The organism is Streptomyces sp. NBC_01351 (genome assembly GCF_036237315.1).
Classification (GTDB): domain Bacteria; phylum Actinomycetota; class Actinomycetes; order Streptomycetales; family Streptomycetaceae; genus Streptomyces.
This window is the reverse complement of sequence record NZ_CP108356.1, coordinates 3,935,988-3,954,335: the sequence shown is the minus strand read 5'-3', so window position 1 is coordinate 3,954,335 and position 18,348 is coordinate 3,935,988. Positions and strand designations below refer to the sequence as shown.

The 18,348-nt window shown below is 70.1% G+C and carries 15 protein-coding genes and 4 tRNA genes; 11 read left to right on the top strand and 8 right to left on the bottom strand.

Annotation, left to right across the window (positions count from 1 at the left end; all coding sequences use genetic code 11):
• Positions 1-41: 41 nt before the first annotated feature.
• Positions 42-137, bottom strand: coding sequence for a putative leader peptide (locus tag OG625_RS41455; RefSeq protein WP_443067733.1), 96 nt, complete (start codon positions 135-137; stop codon positions 42-44).
• Between the two features lie 148 nt (positions 138-285).
• On the opposite strand from OG625_RS41455, the gene purF reads away from it, so the two are divergent.
• Both purF and purM read left to right on the top strand, forming a co-directional pair.
• Positions 286-1,803, top strand: a complete 1,518-nt coding sequence (purF, locus tag OG625_RS18065; RefSeq protein WP_329381797.1) for an amidophosphoribosyltransferase — start codon at positions 286-288, stop codon at positions 1,801-1,803.
• 128 nt (positions 1,804-1,931) lie between these two features.
• Entirely contained in the window at positions 1,932-3,002 is a 1,071-nt protein-coding gene (gene purM / locus OG625_RS18060) for a phosphoribosylformylglycinamidine cyclo-ligase (RefSeq protein WP_329381794.1), read from the top strand.
• Between the two features lie 79 nt (positions 3,003-3,081).
• Here the strand turns inward: purM and OG625_RS18055 are convergent, their stop codons facing one another.
• Both OG625_RS18055 and OG625_RS18050 read right to left on the bottom strand, forming a co-directional pair.
• Entirely contained in the window at positions 3,082-3,342 is a 261-nt protein-coding gene (locus OG625_RS18055) for a DUF3073 domain-containing protein (protein ID WP_031141582.1), read from the bottom strand.
• A 289-nt stretch (positions 3,343-3,631) separates the two neighbouring features.
• Positions 3,632-4,726, bottom strand: coding sequence for a Leu/Phe/Val dehydrogenase (locus OG625_RS18050; RefSeq protein WP_329381788.1), 1,095 nt, complete (start codon positions 4,724-4,726; stop codon positions 3,632-3,634).
• Between the two features lie 185 nt (positions 4,727-4,911).
• Here OG625_RS18050 and OG625_RS18045 point away from each other — a divergent pair, with 185 nt between their 5' ends.
• Positions 4,912-5,766, top strand: a complete 855-nt coding sequence (locus OG625_RS18045) for a hypothetical protein (RefSeq protein WP_329381785.1) — start codon at positions 4,912-4,914, stop codon at positions 5,764-5,766.
• A gap of 577 nt (positions 5,767-6,343) precedes the next feature.
• On the top strand, positions 6,344-6,550 hold the full coding sequence (bldC, locus tag OG625_RS18040) for a developmental transcriptional regulator BldC (RefSeq protein WP_003949541.1): 207 nt from the start codon (positions 6,344-6,346) through the stop codon (positions 6,548-6,550).
• 643 nt (positions 6,551-7,193) lie between these two features.
• On the opposite strand, the gene OG625_RS18035 is transcribed toward bldC, so the two are convergent.
• Together OG625_RS18035 and hrpA are read right to left on the bottom strand one after the other, a co-directional pair.
• Positions 7,194-7,267, bottom strand: a tRNA-Asp gene (locus OG625_RS18035).
• Between the two features lie 81 nt (positions 7,268-7,348).
• Entirely contained in the window at positions 7,349-11,284 is a 3,936-nt protein-coding gene (gene hrpA, locus OG625_RS18030; protein WP_329381782.1) for an ATP-dependent RNA helicase HrpA, read from the bottom strand.
• A gap of 463 nt (positions 11,285-11,747) precedes the next feature.
• Between hrpA and OG625_RS18025 the strand changes: the two genes are divergently transcribed.
• Together OG625_RS18025 and OG625_RS18020 are read left to right on the top strand one after the other, a co-directional pair.
• The gene (locus OG625_RS18025) at positions 11,748-12,479 is read left to right on the top strand and encodes a DsbA family protein (RefSeq protein WP_329381779.1); all 732 of its coding nucleotides are present in this window, start codon (positions 11,748-11,750) and stop codon (positions 12,477-12,479) included.
• Positions 12,476-13,324, top strand: a complete 849-nt coding sequence (locus tag OG625_RS18020; RefSeq protein ID WP_329381776.1) for a cytochrome c biogenesis CcdA family protein — start codon at positions 12,476-12,478, stop codon at positions 13,322-13,324. The genes OG625_RS18025 and OG625_RS18020 overlap by 4 nt, the downstream gene beginning before the upstream one ends.
• A gap of 43 nt (positions 13,325-13,367) precedes the next feature.
• Here OG625_RS18020 and OG625_RS18015 read toward each other — a convergent pair.
• The 3 genes from OG625_RS18015 to OG625_RS18005 form a co-directional block, all read right to left on the bottom strand.
• Positions 13,368-13,441, bottom strand: a tRNA-Phe gene (locus tag OG625_RS18015).
• Between the two features lie 22 nt (positions 13,442-13,463).
• Positions 13,464-13,537: transfer RNA gene (locus OG625_RS18010), tRNA-Asp, on the bottom strand.
• Between the two features lie 38 nt (positions 13,538-13,575).
• Positions 13,576-13,648, bottom strand: a tRNA-Glu gene (locus OG625_RS18005).
• Positions 13,649-13,775: 127 nt separating this feature from the next.
• Here OG625_RS18005 and OG625_RS18000 point away from each other — a divergent pair.
• The 5 genes from OG625_RS18000 (at position 13,776) to OG625_RS17980 (ending at position 18,257) form a co-directional block, all read left to right on the top strand.
• Complete coding sequence (locus OG625_RS18000) at positions 13,776-14,126, top strand: metallopeptidase family protein (RefSeq protein WP_030012899.1); 351 nt, start codon at positions 13,776-13,778, stop codon at positions 14,124-14,126.
• The gene (locus tag OG625_RS17995) at positions 14,123-14,611 is read left to right on the top strand and encodes a FluC/FEX family fluoride channel (protein WP_329381773.1); all 489 of its coding nucleotides are present in this window, start codon (positions 14,123-14,125) and stop codon (positions 14,609-14,611) included. The genes OG625_RS18000 and OG625_RS17995 overlap by 4 nt, the downstream gene beginning before the upstream one ends.
• Positions 14,608-14,982, top strand: coding sequence for a fluoride efflux transporter CrcB (gene crcB / locus OG625_RS17990; protein WP_329381770.1), 375 nt, complete (start codon positions 14,608-14,610; stop codon positions 14,980-14,982). Before OG625_RS17995 ends, crcB begins: the two co-directional genes overlap by 4 nt.
• Positions 14,983-15,075: 93 nt before the next feature.
• A complete protein-coding gene (locus OG625_RS17985; protein ID WP_329381767.1) occupies positions 15,076-15,651 on the top strand; it encodes a hypothetical protein in 576 nt (191 codons plus the stop codon).
• A gap of 260 nt (positions 15,652-15,911) precedes the next feature.
• Positions 15,912-18,257, top strand: coding sequence for a DEAD/DEAH box helicase (locus tag OG625_RS17980; protein WP_329381765.1), 2,346 nt, complete (start codon positions 15,912-15,914; stop codon positions 18,255-18,257).
• Positions 18,258-18,348 lie beyond the last annotated feature (91 nt).

Genomic DNA, 18,348 nt, shown 5'->3' with positions numbered 1-18,348 from the left:
TCGGCGGAGCAGAAATGTGAAAGGGGGAGAAAGAGTTGTGGCTACGCAGAACAGCGACAGATGGCGCTCGCGACACGGACCAGGTCTACGTGGCGGCGCTCTACGAGGGTGACGGAACGGTCACCGGGAGGCTGCATGGGTCGAGAGCCTGTACGAACGCTGTTGTGGATGTCAACAAGGGCATCCGAATACCGAGACGGGGGTGTTCCGTCACCCTCTGTGCTGTGACATTTCCCGGTCGGCGCGAATTCGGACCAGTGGTCGATCTCGCCTACACTCGGTGTTGTGCCTCGTGGTGATGGACGACTCAACCACGACCTGCTCCCCGGCGAAAAGGGCCCCCAGGACGCTTGCGGCGTCTTCGGTGTCTGGGCTCCGGGTGAAGAGGTCGCCAAGCTCACCTACTTCGGACTGTATGCATTGCAGCACCGCGGACAAGAGTCCGCGGGAATCGCTGTGAGCAACGGCTCCCAGATCCTCGTCTTCAAGGACATGGGACTTGTTTCCCAGGTCTTCGACGAAACCTCCCTCGGCTCGCTCCAAGGTCATATCGCGGTCGGTCACGCCCGCTACTCGACCACCGGGGCCTCCGTCTGGGAGAACGCTCAGCCCACCTTCCGTGCGACCGCCCACGGCTCCATTGCCCTGGGTCACAACGGCAACTTGGTGAACACCGCCGAGCTCGCCGAAATGGTCGCCGACCTCCCGCGTCAGGACGGCCGAGCCACCCAGGTGGCCGCCACCAATGACACCGACCTCGTGACCGCCCTCCTCGCCGGCCAGACCGACGACGAGGGCAAGCCCCTGACCATCGAGGAGTCGGCCGCCAAGGTCCTGCCTCAGGTCAAGGGCGCCTTCTCGCTCGTCTTCATGGACGAGGGGACCCTCTACACCGCCCGCGACCCGCAGGGCATCCGCCCGCTGGTCCTCGGCCGCCTCGAGCGCGGTTGGGTGGTCGCGAGCGAGACCGCCGCCCTCGACATCTGCGGAGCCAGCTTCGTCCGCGAGGTCGAGCCGGGCGAGCTCATCGCGATCGACGAGAACGGTCTGCGGACCTCTCGATTCGCGGAAGCGAAGCCCAAGGGCTGCGTGTTCGAGTACGTCTACCTGGCGCGCCCGGACACCGACATCGCCGGCCGGAACGTCTACCTCTCGCGTGTCGAGATGGGCCGGCGCCTGGCCAAGGAAGCCCCGGCCGATGCCGACCTGGTGATATCGACGCCGGAGTCGGGCACGCCCGCCGCCGTCGGCTACGCGGAGGCCAGCGGAATTCCGTACGGCGTCGGCCTGGTCAAGAACGCCTACGTGGGCCGGACCTTCATCCAGCCCTCGCAGACGATCCGCCAGCTCGGCATCCGCCTCAAGCTCAACCCCCTCAAGGAAGTCATCCGGGGCAAGCGCCTGGTGGTCGTCGACGACTCGATCGTCCGCGGCAACACCCAGCGCGCCCTGGTCAAGATGCTCCGCGAGGCCGGCGCGGCCGAGGTCCACATCCGGATCTCCTCGCCGCCGGTGAAGTGGCCGTGCTTCTTCGGCATCGACTTCGCCACCCGGGCCGAGCTGATCGCCAACGGCATGACGGTCGACGAGATCGCCACGTCGCTCGGAGCGGACTCGCTCTCGTACATCTCGCTCGACTCGATGATCGAGGCGACGACGATCCAGAAGCCCAACCTCTGCCGTGCCTGCTTCGACGGCGAGTACCCGATGGAGCTGCCCGACCCGCAGCTCCTGGGCAAGCAGCTGCTGGAGAGCGAGCTGGCCGGCGGCACGGACGCGGCCGACGCGCTCCGCCGCCCGTAGTCCGCGGCTCCACCTCCCCCGGACTCTGTCCGGGGGACCCAGGCTGAACCTGCGCCGGGCCCTGTCTTTGAGGCTTCTCCCAGGGCCCGGCACCAATCGCAGTAACGACACGAAAGCTCTCTCCTGTCATGACAGAGAAGACCACCGGTGCCAGCTACGCAGCCGCGGGTGTGGACATCGAAGCGGGAGACCGCGCCGTCGAGCTGATGAAGGAGTGGGTGAAGAAGACGCAGCGCCCCGAGGTCCTCGGCGGCCTCGGCGGCTTCGCCGGCCTCTTCGACGCCTCTGCCCTCAAGCGCTACGAGCGCCCGCTGCTCGCCTCCGCCACCGACGGGGTCGGCACCAAGGTCGACATCGCGCGCCAGATGGGCGTGTTCGACACCATCGGCCACGACCTGGTCGCGATGGTCATGGACGACATCGTCGTCTGCGGCGCCGAACCGCTCTTCATGACCGACTACATCTGCGTCGGCAAGGTTCACCCCGAGCGTGTCGCGGCCATCGTCAAGGGCATCGCCGAGGGCTGCGTCCTCGCCGGCTGCGCCCTGGTCGGCGGCGAGACCGCCGAACACCCGGGTCTGCTGGGGCCGGACGACTTCGACGTGGCGGGCGCCGGCACCGGTGTCGTCGAGTACGACCGCCTGCTGGGCGCGGATCGTATCCGTACGGGGGACGCCGTCATCGCGATGGCTTCGTCCGGCCTTCACTCGAACGGGTACTCGCTGGTCCGGCACGTCCTCTTCGACCGGGCCGGGATGTCCCTGGAGCAGGAGATCGCGGAGCTCGGCCGCACCCTCGGCGAGGAGCTCCTGGAGCCCACCAAGATCTACTCGCTGGACTGCCTGGCCCTCACCCGTACGGCCGAGGTCCACGCGTACTCGCACATCACCGGCGGCGGCCTCGCCGCGAACCTGGCCCGGGTCATCCCGGACCACCTGCACGCCACGGTCGACCGTGCGACCTGGGCCCCCGGCGCGATCTTCGACCTGGTCGGCAAGGCCGGGCAGGTGGAGCAGCTGGAGCTGGAGAAGACCCTGAACATGGGCGTCGGCATGATGGCCGTCGTTCCGCAGGAGTCGGTGGACGTGGCGCTGACCGCACTGGCCGACCGGGGTGTCGACGCCTGGGTGGCCGGGGAGATCCTCGACCGCGGCGACCGTACCGAGGGTGCGACCCTCACCGGTTCCTACGCGAGCTGAGCAGCACTGAAACCCGGCCCGGGGCTATGCCCTGGACCGGGTTTCAGTCTTTGACCTGTGGTGCAGACGCCCTGGAGCGTCAAGCCCCGCGACGCTGTGCCGACGGACCGGACTCTTCGTCCTCGTCGTCGTCATCGCTGTTGTACAGATCCGCGTACTTGGCGTACGGGTCGTCGTCGTCCAGATCGTCATCGACTTCGACCGGCTCGCTGATAGGCAGCGGCTCTGTCGGCGATGCGCCCAGCTCATTGGCCAGACGCGAGAGGTCAGTCCCGCCGCTGTTGTACTTCAGCTGGCGGGCGACCTTTGTCTGCTTGGCCTTGGCCCGGCCGCGCCCCATGGCTCGACCCCCTCGGTGACGGGGCTCGACGGCCCCAGAGTCTGACACGCGTTCATGGTTCGGAGCGGGCTCTCCGTGGAGAGACCGTCCGTAGGGGTTTAACGGTACCTGCTTCCGCGGCCATACGGTACGCCGCCCGCGTGACACGCCCCGGTGCAGAACCAACAAGGCGCCCCGTCCTCGCTGGTCAACCGCGATTTTAACGCTTTCCGGGCCCGCGACCCGCCGAAGTGCAGTGAGTTCTGTCTCCCCGCACCCCGGCGGGCGCGCCCAAGTGCCCTGCGAAGGGTCAGACCGCGCGGGCGGTGCGGGCGTCGGCCATCCGCTGCTCCGCGATCCGGTCGGCCGCGGCGGCCGGCGGAATGCCGTCCGTCTTCGCGCGAGCAAAGATCTCCAGGGTGGTGTCGAAGATCTTCGTGGCCTTGGCCTTGCAGCGGTCGAAGTCAAAACCGACGAGCTCGTCGGCGACCTGGATCACGCCGCCCGCGTTGACCACGTAGTCCGGGGCGTAGAGGATCCCGCGGTCCTGCAGGTCCTTCTCGATGCCCGGGTGGGCGAGCTGGTTGTTGGCCGCACCGCAGACGATCTTGGCGGTGAGCGCCGGCACGGAGTCGTCGTTCAGGGCGCCGCCGAGCGCGCAGGGGGCGTAGATGTCCAGGCCCTCGACACGGATCAGCGCGTCGGTGTCCGCGACGGCGGTGACCTTGCCCGGGTGCTTGTCGAGGATCCGCTGCACGGACTCCTCGCGCACATCGGTGATCACGACCTCGGCGCCGTCCTCCAGCAGGTGCTCGACCAGGTAGTGGCCGACCTTGCCGACGCCGGCGACGCCGACCTTGCGGCCGCGCAGGGTCGGGTCGCCCCACACGTGCTGGGCGCTGGCGCGCATGCCCTGGAAGACGCCGAAGGCGGTGAGGACCGAGGAGTCGCCCGCGCCGCCGTTCTCGGGGGACCGGCCGGTCGCCCAGCGGGTCTCGCGGGCCACGACGTCCATGTCGGCCACGTAGGTGCCGACGTCGCAGGCCGTCACGTAGCGGCCGCCGAGGGACTCCACGAACCGGCCGTAGGCCAGCAGCAGTTCCTCGGACTTGATGACGTCCGGGTCGCCGATGATCACGGCCTTGCCGCCGCCCAGGTCGAGACCGGCGAGGGCGTTCTTGTACGACATGCCGCGCGAGAGGTTGAGCGCGTCCATGACGGCCTCCTCGTCGGAGGCGTACGCGTGGAAGCGCGTACCGCCGAGGGCGGGGCCCAGGGCGGTGGAGTGGATGGCGATGACGGCCTTCAGGCCGGAGGCGCGGTCCTGGCACAGCACGACTTGCTCGTGGCCACCCTGCTCCGAGCGGAACAGGGTGTGCAGGACGCCGTCGGTCATTTCGGTCACGGTGGTGACTCCCATGGAAGAGATGCGGCGGATTTCACGCCCGCCCTGCGGGTGGGGGAGGGCGTGCTGGGAGCAGCGTAAGACCTGCGGGGCGCGCGCAGGCGACCTGTCCAGAGATCGGAACCCTCCCGGAGTACGAGGGGGCGGCCGGAGTACGCCGGGGCCGCCCGGGGGAGTACGACAGCGTGAGCGAAACCCCGGATCCCCCGCTGCCCTCCGTGCGCCCGGCGCCGACCGTTCCGTACGCCTCCTACCTGCGCGTCTACGAGCCCCTCGCCGCCTTCCCCGAAGCGGAGCGCGCGCACTGGGCGGACTACGCCCGGCGCGGGGTGACGCCGACCGCGCAGGACGAACTTCGCCGGTCGCTCACCGACTTGGTGCGGGTCCCCGTGGTGGGGGTGCCCGCCCACGAGAGCGCGGACGCCTTCACGGCGGAGGTGGACGGGATGCTGCTGGTCTGCCCGTGGCGGACCAGGCTGCGGGGCTGGCTGGCGCTCCAGGAGCTGGAGGAGTGGTTCCCGCTCCCGGTGCTCGACGCGGCGCTCCCGGCGGCGGCCCGCCGCCGGACCACCGAGGAGTACGAGCGCTGGCGCGAGCGGAACCCGGACGCGCGGCCGTGGATCCGCACGGGGGTGTGGCAGGTCCCGCTGCGCTGGTTCGTCCTGGTGGCCGACGAGGAGCGGGAGTACCTGCCGGGCGAGCTGCTGCGCTACCGGACGCCGATGGTGCAGGCGCGGCGCCGTCTCGCGCGGACGCTGCGGACGCTGCGCGAGGCGGAGGGGTACGCGATGCTCGCCGACGGCCTGGTGGAGGTCGGGAGCTGGCTGGAGGAGTTCCACCCGAAGTCGATGGTCGAGCTGGACTACGGAGGGCTGCTGCACGCGCTGCCGGCGGACCGCCTGGAGGCCGACCGGTCGGCGGGAGAGCTGGCGGAGGGGGTCGCGGCACTGCGGGCGGGTGACACCAGCGGGGCGGCTGACGCTTATGAAGTGTTGGCGGAACGCTGGAGGGCGGTCCGGGAGCGGCTCTTCGCGAATTAGTGACGGGAATCTTCCACGGCTCCTCGGCCCCCGCGGAGCCCTCCGGAGCCCCTTCCCGTACCGGTGCGTATCGGTCGATCGGCCACAAGTCGCTGATCAGAGGCCTGATCATGGCATTCGGGACGTAGTGCCAGGACCTACGTCCCGATACGGGCCATTGGCCCAAGCGTGACGGACCGCACTAACTACACCCTTGCGCCCTTCCCCTACCCTCGTGCCAAAATAGGACAAGGAGTCCGGGGAGGGTTCCTTCCGCCCAACTACGGGCGGAATGCTCGGCATTGCGCTCTACGGGGGGTCTGACGACTCCTGATTGTTCTGTGACTGATCGTCACGGTGGGGTGACTGTCCGTTATGGGGCGGTCCATCGGCTTCCGTCGCTGATGAACACCTCGGAGGGCAATTCCGTCGGTTTGGCCCTTGGGGCTGGACGGATGGTGTAGTTGTAGTGCCGAGGACAAGCCGTTCGTCCTATAACCGACTCGGCCCGCGTATGTCCATTTCGGGCAACGCGGGCCAAGGTGCAGAATTTAGAGGAAAGAACCGAGATGGTTCGGTTCTCCCGAGGAGGCCGCTCATGACCGCTCGCACCCCTGATGCCGAGCCGCTGCTGACCCCGGCTGAGGTTGCCACGATGTTCCGCGTGGACCCGAAGACGGTCACCCGCTGGGCCAAGGCTGGCAAGCTCACGTCCATCCGCACCCTGGGTGGACACCGCCGTTACCGCGAGGCCGAGGTTCGCGCACTGCTTGCGGGAATTCCGCAGCAGCGCAGCGAGGCCTGAGGTTCCGCAGCACTCTGTTTTAACGGGTCTATATCGGGTCCCCCAATCCGATGAAACCCACATGGCTTCATGCGATGGATCCTGCCCCAACAGGCTCACATCGTTCGATCGCGCTGGACTCCGCCGGGTCCAGCGCGATCTTTTTTTATGCGCTGGTCAGGGGTCTATAGGGCCGATCGGGCGGCGCCGGCGGAGTGGGTGCCATTGCACATATTAAATCGAGGTCGCGTAGGGGTGCGATAAATGTGCGAGTCTCAAAAACTCGTGTGGTGACTCCCGTCACAGATGATCACTCTTGTATTCCCGGCAATGCACCCCGTAAGGGGACGTGCGCGACGGGGCGCATCATGCGAACGAGGGATTCTCGGGACCACCCGGCCCGGGCGGAGGGCGGAAGAGGGGCCGGAAGGGGGATTGCGACCCGACCGGTCGGTACCGCACCCCTCGATGAGGATTCATGCGCCCGGGCGAGGGCCTATGCGGCCCCCTGAAGCCCCCGCACGCCTCCGCGACCCCCCAAGGCGACCTCCGGGCCTCTGGGGCGCCCCAGAGGCCCCTGGAAGCCCAAGCCCTCCCGAACGTCCGTGCCCGTCAACGCGTCAGGGCCCGCATCCCCTGGGGGATACGGGCCCTGACGTTTCTGCGAACCTGACGGGACTTGAACCCGCGACCTCCACCTTGACAGGGTGGCGAGCTAACCAACTGCTCCACAGGTCCTCGATTTGCGGCCGCTCGGCGGCTGCGAATCAGACTGTACCGCAGCTCAGGGGGTGCAGTCGAACCCGATCACGGAGCGGGTCACCGGGCCGAGGGCGGGGCCGCCGCGTCCACCGCCTTCACGATGCGCTTGTCGGAGATCGCGTACGCCGTCCCGAGCGCGTGCGCGAAGTAACTGACCCGCAGTTCCTCGATCATCCAGCGGATGTCCGTGACCGTGGACGGCACCGGCCGGCCCTTCGGGAGCTGCTCCAGCAGCCAGGCGTACTCGTCCTGCATCTCGTGGACCTTCTCCATGCGCGTGGTGTCGCGCTGGACGCCCGTGGGCATCTGCTGGAGCCGCCGGTCCGCCGCCACCAGGTAGCGCATCAGGTCCGGCAGCCTGCGCAGGCCGGTGAGCGTCACGAAGCCGGCCGGCATGAGCGTCGCCAGCTGCGTCTTCACGTCCTGGATGTTGGCGACCAGCGCCAGGCTGCTCGTGGACTTCAGCCGCCGCTCGCACGCCTGCCAGGCGGCCAGCACCTGCTCGACCTGGCTCACCGTCCGCACGGTGGTGTCCACCAGGTCGGCGCGGACCGCCTCGTAGAGCTTGCGGAAGCCCGCCTCGTCCCACGCGGGGCCGCCGTGGTCGGCGATCAGCTTGTCGGTCGCGGCGGTGGCGCAGTCGTCGAACAGCGCCTGGATGGAGCCGTGCGGGTTCCTCGACAGGGCCAGCTTCTGCTGGTTCGTCAGGTGGTCCGAGGCGAACTTCGCCGGATTCACCGGGATGTTCAGCAGGATGAGCCGCCGGGTGCCCAGCCACATCGCCTGCTGCTGCTCGGCCTCGGTGTCGAAGAGCCGTACGGATACGGACGCGCCCTCGTCCACCAGCGCCGGGTACGCCTTCACCGGCTGCCCCGCCCGCCGGGTCTCGAAGACCTTGGTCAGCGTGCCGATCGTCCAGTCGGTCAGCCCGGTGCGCTCCACCGACTCCCCGCCCGCCCGCTCGGCGGTGGCCGCGGCGGCCTTGGAGAGGGCCTGGCGGGCCTTGGGCTTCAGGCGCAGGCGCAGCGCCTCCAGGTCCTTGTCCTCGGCGAGGTTCTTGCGGCGCTCGTCGACGATCCGGAAGGTGATCTTCAGGTGGTCCGGGATCCGGGTCAGGTCAAAGTCCTCGGCCGAGACCGGGACCCCGACCATCCGCTGGAGCTCGCGAGCCAGGGTGACCGGCAGCGGCTCTTGCAGCGGAACCGCCGTGTCCAGGAAGCGGCCGGCGAAGTTCGGCGCGGGCACGTAGTGCCGGCGGATCGGCTTCGGCAGGGAGCGGATCAACTCCGTGACGACCTCCTCCCGCAGCCCGGGGATCTGCCAGTCGAAGCCCTCGTCGGTGACCTGGTTCAGCACCTGGAGCGGGATGTGGACGGTCACGCCGTCCGCGTCCGCGCCCGGCTCGAACTGGTAGGTCACCCGGAACTTCAGCTGCCCCTGCCGCCAGGTGTCCGGATAGTCGGCCTTGGTGACTCCGGCCGCCTTCTCGGTCAACAGCATCTCGCGCTCGAAGTCGAGGAGTTCGGGCTCCTCGCGCTTCTTGTGCTTCCACCAGGAGTCGAAGTGCGCCCCGGAGACCACGTGCTCGGGGATCTTCTGGTCGTAGAAGTCGAAGAGGGTCTCGTCGTCCACCACGATGTCCCGGCGCCGGGCCCGGTTCTCCAGCTCCTCCACCTCGGTGAGGAGTTTGCGGTTGTCGGCGTAGAACTTGTGGTGGGTCCGCCAGTCGCCCTCGACCAGTGCGTTGCGGATGAAGAGCTCGCGCGAGACCTCGGGGTCGATCCGCCCGTAGTTGATCTTCCGCTGGGCGACGATCGGGACCCCGTACAAGGTCACCTTCTCGTACGCCATCACGGCCGCCTGGTCCTTCTCCCAGTGCGGCTCGCTGTACGTGCGCTTGATCAGGTGCTGGGCGAGCGGCTCGACCCACTCGGGCTCCACCTTGGCGTTGACCCGGGCCCACAGCCGCGAGGTCTCCACCAGCTCCGCCGACATCAGGAACTTCGGCTGCTTCTTGAAGAGCGAGGAGCCCGGGAAGATCGCGAACTTGGCGCTGCGCGCACCCAGGTACTCGTTCTTGTCGGTGTCCTTGAGCCCGATGTGCGACAGCAGACCGGCCAGCAGCGAGACGTGGATGCTCGTCTCGGGCGCGTCGGCCTCGTTGACGTGGATGCCCATGGTCTTGGCGACCGTGCGCAGCTGCGAGTAGATGTCCTGCCACTCGCGGATCCGCAGGAAGTTCAGGTACTCCTGCTTGCACATCCGGCGGAACGAGGACGAGCCGCGCTCCTTCTGCTGCTCGCGGACGTAGCGCCACATGTTGAGGAACGAGAGGAAGTCGCTGGTCTCGTCCTTGAAGCGGGCGTGGTTCTGGTCGGCCTGGGTCTGCTTGTCCGAGGGCCGCTCGCGCGGGTCCTGGATGGACAGGGCCGCCGCGATGACCATGACCTCGCGCACGCAGTTGTTCTTGTCCGCCTCCACGACCATGCGGGCGAGGCGCGGGTCCACGGGGAGCTGGGAGAGCTGGCGGCCCATGGGTGTGAGCCGCTTGCTGTGGTCCTTCTCCGCCGGGTCCAGCGCGCCGAGCTCCTGGAGCAGCTGTACGCCGTCGCGGATGTTGCGGTGGTCCGGCGGGTCGATGAAGGGGAACTTCTCGATCTCGCCGAGGCCGGCCGCGGTCATCTGGAGGATGACGGAGGCCAGGTTGGTCCGCAGGATCTCGGCGTCCGTGAACTCCGGGCGGGCGTTGAAGTCGTCCTCGGAGAAGAGCCGGATGCAGATGCCGTCGCTGGTACGGCCGCAGCGGCCCTTGCGCTGGTTGGCGCTGGCCTGCGAGATCCGCTCGATGGGCAGCCGCTGCACCTTGGTGCGGTGGCTGTAACGGGAGATCCGGGCGTTGCCCGGGTCGATCACGTACTTGATGCCCGGGACGGTCAGCGAGGTCTCGGCGACGTTCGTCGCGAGGACGATCCTTCTCCCCGTGTGCTGCTGGAAGACCCGGTGCTGCTCGGCGTGCGAGAGGCGCGCGTAGAGGGGGAGCACCTCGGTGAAGCGCAGGTTCTTCTTGATCAGCGCGTCCGCCGTGTCGCGGATCTCGCGCTCGCCGGAGAGGAAGACCAGGATGTCGCCGGGGCCCTCCGCCTGGAGCTCGTCGACGGCGTCGCAGATCGCGGTGATCTGGTCCCGGTCGCTCTCCTCGGAATCATCCTCCAGCAGGGGCCGGTAGCGGACCTCCACCGGATACGTCCGCCCGCTGACCTCGACGATCGGGGCGTCCCCGAAGTGCCGGGAGAAGCGCTGGGGGTCGATGGTCGCCGAAGTGATGACGACCTTGAGGTCGGGGCGCTTCGGCAGCAGCGTGGCCAGGTAGCCGAGCAGGAAGTCGATATTCAGGGACCGCTCGTGGGCCTCGTCGATGATGATCGTGTCGTACGCGCGCAGCTCGCGGTCCGTCTGGATCTCGGCGAGCAGGATGCCGTCGGTCATCAGCTTCACGAAGGTCGCGTCCTGGTCCACCTGGTCGGTGAACCGGACCTTCCAGCCGACCGTCTGGCCGATCTCGGACTTCAGCTCCTCGGCGATGCGCTCCGCGACCGTGCGGGCGGCGATCCGGCGGGGCTGCGTGTGCCCGATCATGCCCCGGACGCCGCGGCCCAGCTCCATGCAGATCTTGGGGATCTGCGTGGTCTTGCCGGAGCCGGTCTCGCCCGCGACGATCACGACCTGGTGGTCGCGTATCGCCTCGGCGATCTCGTCCTTCTTCTGGCTGACGGGCAGGTTCTCGGGATACGTGACCTCGGGCTTCCGCGAGGCACGCCCGGCGAGCCGCTCGGCGGCCTTCGCGGCCTCCGCGGCGATCTCGTCGAGCACGGCCTGCTTGGCCTCGGGCTTGCGGATACGGCGGGCGCCTTCGAGGCGGCGGCCGAGGCGGTGCGCGTCACGGAGGGAGATCTCACCGAGAAGCGTCTGCAGGGCGGCGAAGGAAGTAGACATACCTGATCGAGGATCTCACCTGGCCCCTCCGGGTGGCGAACGCATTAGTCGGGTGGACCCGTACGATTTCGGGACGAGTCCGCCACCCCCGTTCCGTGAGAGGCCCCACGTATGCCGAGCAGCCCGCGCCGCGGAGCGTGGCGTCCCGGCCCGGTGGAGCTGCCCGTGATGCGGGGGCGCGCGCCGGGATGACCCCGCAGGCTCGGACGGGGCCGGGTGTGCGGTGGGGCGTCCCCGCAGGGCGTCGAACACAACCACCCTCGGCCCACCGACCCCCCGACACGTTCGACGCCCGAGGAGACGCCCCGGCGCGCGCCCGGCCCCGGCCGGGCCGACACCCCCCGACCCCGCCCCCGCGCAGCCCGCCGCACACACCGGCCCGGCACCGACCGGGCTCGCCCCCGCACCGGCCCCACCGCCGCCGGTCCGCCCCACCATCCGTAGCTCTGGAGCACGCACCCGCATGTCCTCTCCTTCCTCCCGCAAGCCCCTCCTCATCTCCGCCGGGGTCGCCGTGGCCGCCGTCACTCTCGGTCTCGTTTCCTGGCAGGCCACGGCCCCGCAGGAGGGGGGATCCCGCGGCGCCGGGGCCGGCGCCACCGCCACCGCGCCCGCCAACGACCCCGCCGCCGCGCAGCTGAAGGCGCTCGCCCGCCGCGAGGCCGGCGACAAGCTCGCCGTGGGCCGCGCCGACGCGCCCGTCGTGCTGATCGAGTACTCCGACTTCAAGTGCGGCTACTGCGCCAAGTTCGCCCGGGACACCGAGCCCGAACTGGTGAAGAAGTACGTGGAGGACGGCACCCTCCGCATCGAGTGGCGGAACTTCCCGATCTTCGGAGCCGAGTCGGAGGCCGCCGCCAAGGCCGCCTGGGCGGCGGGGCAGCAGGACCGGTTCCAGCAGTTCCACGCGGCCGCGTACGCCGAGGGCTCGAAGGAGAAGGGCTTCGCCGAGGACCGCCTGCTGGACCTGGCCCGCCAGGCCGGGGTCCCCGACCTGGAGCGCTTCAAGGCGGACATGGCCGGGGAGCAGGCCGCGGCGGCCCTGAAGAAGGACCAGGACGAGGGCTACCGCATCGGCGTCACCTCCACCCCCTCCTTCCTGGTGGGCGGCAAGCCGATCGCCGGCGCCCAGCCGCTCCCGGCCTTCACGGCCGCCATCGCGGAGGCGCAGGCGAAGGCGGCCGCGCAGCAGTGACCGACATCGGCTACCTGGCGGCCCTGCTCGGCGGCCTCCTCGCCCTGCTCAGCCCGTGCAGCGCGCTGCTGCTGCCCGCCTTCTTCGCGTACTCGATCGACTCCGCCTCCCGGCTCCTCGCGCGCACCGGGATCTTCTACGCGGGCCTCGCGAGCACCCTCGTACCGCTGGGGGCGGCCGGTTCGTATGCCGGCCGCTTCTTCCACGGCAACCGCGACACCCTCGTCCTCGCGGGCGGATGGCTGATCATCGCGCTCGGCGCCGCCCAGATCCTGGGCCTCGGCTTCGCCTCGAAGCGGATCTCCGAGCTCTCCGGGAGGATCCGGCCGACCACCGCCCTGTCGGTGTACGCCCTCGGCGCGGTCTACGGCCTGGCCGGCTTCTGCGCGGGCCCGATCCTGGGCAGCGTCCTGACGGTGGCGGCGGTGAGCGGCAGCCCCGTCTACGGGGGCCTGCTGCTGGCCGTCTACGCGCTCGGGATGGCCGTCCCGCTCTTCCTGCTGGCCCTGCTCTGGGAGCGGTTCGAGCTCGGCAAGCGGCGCTGGCTGCGCGGACGGGTCTTCACGGTGGGCCGCTTCGAGCTGCACACCACCTCGCTGCTGTCCGGGCTGTTCTTCATCACCCTGGGCACGCTGTTCCTCGTCTACGACGGGGCGAGCGCGCTGCCGGGGCTGCTGGACGTGGACGACTCGTACGCGGTGGAGGCGTGGGTCCAGTCGGTGGCGGACACGGTCCCGGACTGGGCGCTGCTCGGGCTGATCGGCGCCGCGGCGGCGGCCTTCGGGCTGGTCCAGTGGCGGCGCGGGGCGGTCCGGCAGCGCGCGGCGGCACGGCAGACGGAGTGAAACGAAGGAAGGCCCCGTCCGAGGGACGGGGCCTTCCTGACTGTGGTCGGGGCCGGGGTCGAACCGGCGACCTATCGCTTTTCAGGCGATCGCTCGTACCAACTGAGCTACCCGACCACGGAACCGTTTCCGGCTCCAGCGATCCTGACGGGACTTGAACCCGCGACCTCCACCTTGACAGGGTGGCGAGCTAACCAACTGCTCCACAGGACCTTGCAATGTGCGAGACAAGTCTCGCACACGGTAATGCGTACCCCCAACGGGATTCGAACCCGTGCTACCGCCTTGAAAGGGCGGCGTCCTGGGCCACTAGACGATGAGGGCTAAAGGCCCGCCGGGCACTTCTCAGCGCGTCGGGGACGTGAGAAGCATATGGGATCCGGGGAGCTATCGCCAAAACGGTTTCTCCCCCGCAAGCGGGAGGGGCCCCCACCGGGGGGACAATGACCCGGTGCTGGAGATGACGCGCGAGGAGTTCGAAGAGCTCGTCGCAGAGGCCCTGGACCGCATTCCGCCGGAGCTGACGCGGCTGATGGACAACGTGGCGGTGTTCGTCGAGGACGAACCACCGGCCGATGACCCCGAGCTGCTGGGTCTCTACGAGGGGACCCCGCTGACCGACCGCGGCGAGTGGTACGCCGGGGTGCTGCCGGACCGGATCACCATCTACCGCAACCCCACGTTGCGGATGTGCGAGGACCGGGAGAGCGTGGTCGCGGAGACGGAGGTCACCGTGGTCCACGAGATCGCCCACCACTTCGGGATCGACGACGAACGGCTGCACGCCCTGGGGTACGGGTGACCGAGCCGGCCCCCGGCGCCGAGGCCATCGACCCGGACGTCGACCTCCACGTGCCCGCGCAACGCGCCGAGCCACAGGGCCGGGTGCTCGCGGCGGTGGCGGTGGGCGGGGCCGTCGGCGCCTCGGCGCGGTACGGGATCTCCCTGCTGTGGCCGGCCGGGCCCGGGGACTTCCCGTGGGCGACCCTGTGGATCAACGTGGCCGGGTGTGCGCTGATCGGCGTGCTGATGGTGCTGGTCAGTGAGGGCGGGCGGTCCGCGCATCCGCTGGTGCGGCCCTTCGCCGGGGTCGGGGTGCTCGGCGGCTTCACCACCTTCTCCGCCTACGCGGCGGACTTCTCGCGGCTCCTGGACGAGGGCGAGGCCGGCACCGCGCTGTCCTACGCCGGGCTCACGGTCGTGGCGGCGCTGGTCGCGGTGTGGGCGGCGGCCGCGGGGACGCGCCTCGCCGTCGGGGGGCGGGGCCGGCGGGTGCCCGCGCGGTGAACTGGCTGCTCGTGGTGGCGGGGGCGGCGGTCGGTGCGCCCCTGCGCTATCTGACGGACCGGGCGGTGCAGGCCCGCCACGATTCGGTGTTCCCGTGGGGGACCTTCGTGGTGAACGCGGCCGGCTGCCTGGTGCTGGGGGTGCTGACCGGGGCGGTGCTGGCCGGGGCGGCCTCCTCGCGGCTGGTGCTGCTGCTGGGGACCGGGCTGTGCGGGGCGCTGAGCACGTACTCGACGTTCTCCTACGAGACGCTGCGGCTCGTGGAGCGCGGCTGGAAGTTCCTGGCCGCCGCGAACGTGGTGGCGTCGGTGCTGGTCGGGCTGGGCGCCGTACATCTCGGGTCGCACGTGGCACGGCAGCTGTTCGGCTGAGGGCGTGTCCCTTACGGGTCAAAGGGAGTTGGGCTCATTGACCCGCCAGTAGACGCCACTGGCGGACCCACCCTCAGGTTCCGGAGGTGCCCCGTGCGCCAGTTGTCCGCTCCCCTCCGACTGGCCGTCACCGCGCTCGCGGTCGCGGCCGCGGCGGGCTGCATGAGTGTCGGACAGGACGAGGCGAAGCCCGGCCCCTCCTCGTCGGCGGACCGCCGGGGCGGTGCCTCCGCGGGCGGAGGTTCCGCCTCCGGGAAGGGTGCCGGGGCGCACGGCAACGGCTCCGGCGCGAAGGGCGGTACGGGGAACCAGGACGGCAAGGCCGAGGGCGACGGCAAGGCCTCCGGCGCGACCGGGGCCTCGCCAAGCCCGGGCGCGCCGAGCGGGCAGCCGGGGGTGCCCGCGCCGTCGGCCGGTGTCGGCGGCGGCGCGGGCGGCCAGGGGCCGCAGGAGCCGCCGACGGGCGGATCCGGTGGAGCTGGTGGTTCCGGCGGCTCGGGCGGTAGCGGCGGCTCCGGTGGGTCGGGGGGTTCGGGTGGCGGCCAGCAGTCGGCCAGCCCGACTCCGCAGCCGCCGGCCACCACGCCGCCTGTGACGGAACCCACTCCGACTCCGTCCACTCCGCAGCCGGAGCCCAGCGACCAGCCGGCCCCGGTGTCGGGGGCCTAGCCCGAGGGCTGCCGTGGATCGACCTCCCCGAGGGAGCGGGCATCGTTGCAGGTCAGAGGGTTTTCCTCGGAGTGACTTGCCAGACCCCGGGGAGGGTGCGTATGGTTATAGATCGTTTGATCCCATTGCCCGGCGCCGAATCCGAAGAGCGCCGCGTGGCGCGTACTCTCCCTAGCCGTGGCTGACCGCATTGAGGCGGTCGATTTGCGATTCACGGAGTTTGGGCGCGTGCCGAGACTCCGGAAGGTTTCGCATTTCGCATGTCCATTTCCAGTTCTGACCACGCCGTCATGCCCGAGAACGACTCGAACGAGATCGTTGCAGTCGAGATCATCGAGGCTCTTGAAGCCGACGTGACGACCGACCCGGCCATCGACTCCATCGACGACGAGGCCGACAACGGCGCCGCCGACGCTTACGCGGACGACGAGGCCGACGACACCGACGCCGACGCCGAGCCCACGATCACCTTCGGGGACCTCGGTCTCCCGGACGGCATCGTGCGCAAGCTCGCGCAGAACGGTGTCACCGCCCCCTTCCCGATCCAGGCCGCGACCATCCCGGACGCCCTGGCCGGCAAGGACATCCTCGGCCGTGGCCGCACCGGCTCCGGCAAGACCCTCTCCTTCGGTCTGCCGACCCTGGCCTCGCTGGCCGGCGGCCACACCGAGAAGAAGAAGCCCCGCGCGATCATCCTCACGCCGACGCGTGAGCTCGCGATGCAGGTCGCGGACGCCCTCCAGCCCTACGGCGACGTGCTCGGCCTGAAGATGAAGGTCGTCTGCGGCGGTACCTCCATGAGCAACCAGATCTTCGCTCTGGAGCGCGGTGTCGACGTCCTCGTCGCCACCCCGGGCCGTCTGCGCGACATCATCAACCGCGGCGCCTGCTCCCTGGCGAACGTCCAGGTCGCGGTCCTCGACGAGGCCGACCAGATGGCGGACCTGGGCTTCCTGCCCGAGGTCACCGAGCTGCTCGACCAGATCCCCGGCGGCGGCCAGCGCATGCTCTTCTCCGCCACCATGGAGAACGAGATCGGCACCCTGGTCAAGCGCTACCTGACCAACCCCGTCACGCACGAGGTCGACAGCGCCCAGGGCAACGTCACGACCATGACGCACCACGTCCTCGTCGTGAAGCCGAAGGACAAGGCGCCGGTCACGGCCGCCATCGCCGCCCGTAAGGGCCGCACCATCATCTTCGTCCGCACCCAGCTGGGCGCCGACCGCATCGCCGAGCAGCTCGTCGAGGCCGGCGTGAAGGCCGACGCGCTGCACGGCGGCATGACGCAGGGTGCCCGTACCCGCGTCCTCGCCGACTTCAAGGACGGCTACGTCAACGCGCTCGTCGCGACCGACGTCGCCGCCCGCGGCATCCACGTCGACGGCATCGACCTGGTCCTGAACGTGGACCCGGCCGGTGACCACAAGGACTACCTGCACCGCTCGGGCCGTACCGCCCGCGCCGGCAAGTCCGGTGTCGTCGTCTCGCTGGCGCTTCCGCACCAGCGTCGCCAGATCTTCCGCCTGATGGAGGACGCGGGCGTCGACGCCTCGCGCCACATCGTCCAGGGCGCCGGCGCCTTCGAGCCGGAGGTCGCCGAGATCACCGGTGCGCGTTCGCTGACCGAGGTCCAGGCCGACTCCGCGAACAACGCCGCCAAGCAGGCCGAGCGCGAGGTCGCCGAGCTCACCAAGCAGCTGGAGCGCCTGTCGCGCCGTGCCGTGGAGCTGCGCGAGGAGGCCGACCGCCTGGTCGCCCGCTCCGCGCGTGAGCGTGGCGAGGACCCGGAGGCCGCTGTCGCCGAGGTGGCCGAGGCCGCCGAGGCCGAGGTCGCGGCTGCCGCCGCTGCCGCTGCCGCCGAACTGGCCGCGCAGGAGCGCCGCGAGGAGCAGCGCGCCCAGCGCGACGACCGCGGCAACTTCGAGCGCCGTGACAACCGTGGCGGCGACCGCGGCGGTGACCGTGGCGGCTTCCGCCGCGACGACCGCGGTGGCGACCGCGGCGGTGACCGTGGTGGCTTCCGTCGCGATGACCGCGGGGACCGCGGTGGCGACCGTGGCGGCTTCCGTTCCGGTGGCGACCGTCCGACCGGTGGTGGCTTCCGTCGTGACGACCGTCCGTCCGGTGGCTTCAACCGTGACGACCGCGGTGGCGACCGTGGCGGCTTCCGTTCCGGTGGCGACCGTCCGACCGGTGGTGGCTTCCGCCGCGATGACCGTCCGTCCGGTGGCTTCCGTTCCGGTGGCGACCGTCCGACCGGTGGTGGCTTCCGTCGTGACGACCGTCCGTCCGGTGGCTTCAACCGTGACGACCGCGGTGGCGACCGTGGCGGCTTCCGCTCCGGCGGCGACCGTCCGTCCACGGGCAACGGCACCTACAACCGTGACGACCGCCAGTCCTCGGGCGGCTTCCGCTCCGGTGGCGGCGACCGTCCGTTCAACCGTGACCGTCGTGACGACCGTCCGTCCGGTGGCTTCCGCTCCGGCGGCGCCGGCGACCGTCCGTATGGCCGCCGCGACGACCACCGCCCCTCCGGTTCCGGTTCCACCGGTTCCTTCGGCGGCCGCCGCGACGACAAGCCGCGCTGGAAGCGCAACGGCTGACGGTCGGTTCTGATCTGATCGCGTGACAGGGCCCCTACGACTCGCTCGTAGGGGCCCTTTCGCATGCCGACAGGCCGGGCAGCGGATACCC